Source organism: Sphingomonas sp. LH128, assembly GCF_000293195.2.
Lineage (GTDB): Bacteria > Pseudomonadota > Alphaproteobacteria > Sphingomonadales > Sphingomonadaceae > Novosphingobium > Novosphingobium resinovorum_A.
Genome location: NZ_ALVC01000627.1, coordinates 1 through 308, shown reverse-complemented (window position 1 = coordinate 308; position 308 = coordinate 1). Strand labels below are relative to the sequence as shown.

Genomic DNA, 308 nt, shown 5'->3' with positions numbered 1-308 from the left:
CCCCCGCCGCGCCGAGCAGCACGACCAGCGCGAACAGGCGGCGGCCATTGCCCTTGCCCCAGCGAGCGAGATGGAGCGCCGCCCATTCGAAGAACCCGGCTTCGTCCAGCAGCAGGCTGATGACGATGATCGCGACGAACGTGCCCGTCGCGTTCCAGACAATGCCCCAGACCACGGGCACGTCGGAGAGCGATACAACACCCGCGAGCAGCGCCACGACCGCGCCGCCCATGGCGCTCCACCCAATGCCGAAGCCCTTGGGTTGCCAGATGACGAGCGCGATCGTCGCGATGAAGATCAGAATTGCT

Annotated in this window: 1 protein-coding gene; it reads right to left on the bottom strand. The window is 66.9% G+C overall.

Annotated elements, in window-relative coordinates; genetic code table 11:
* On the bottom strand, window positions 1-308 hold a 308-nt coding region (locus tag LH128_RS30660), incomplete at both ends, for an ArsB/NhaD family transporter (RefSeq protein ID WP_008833576.1).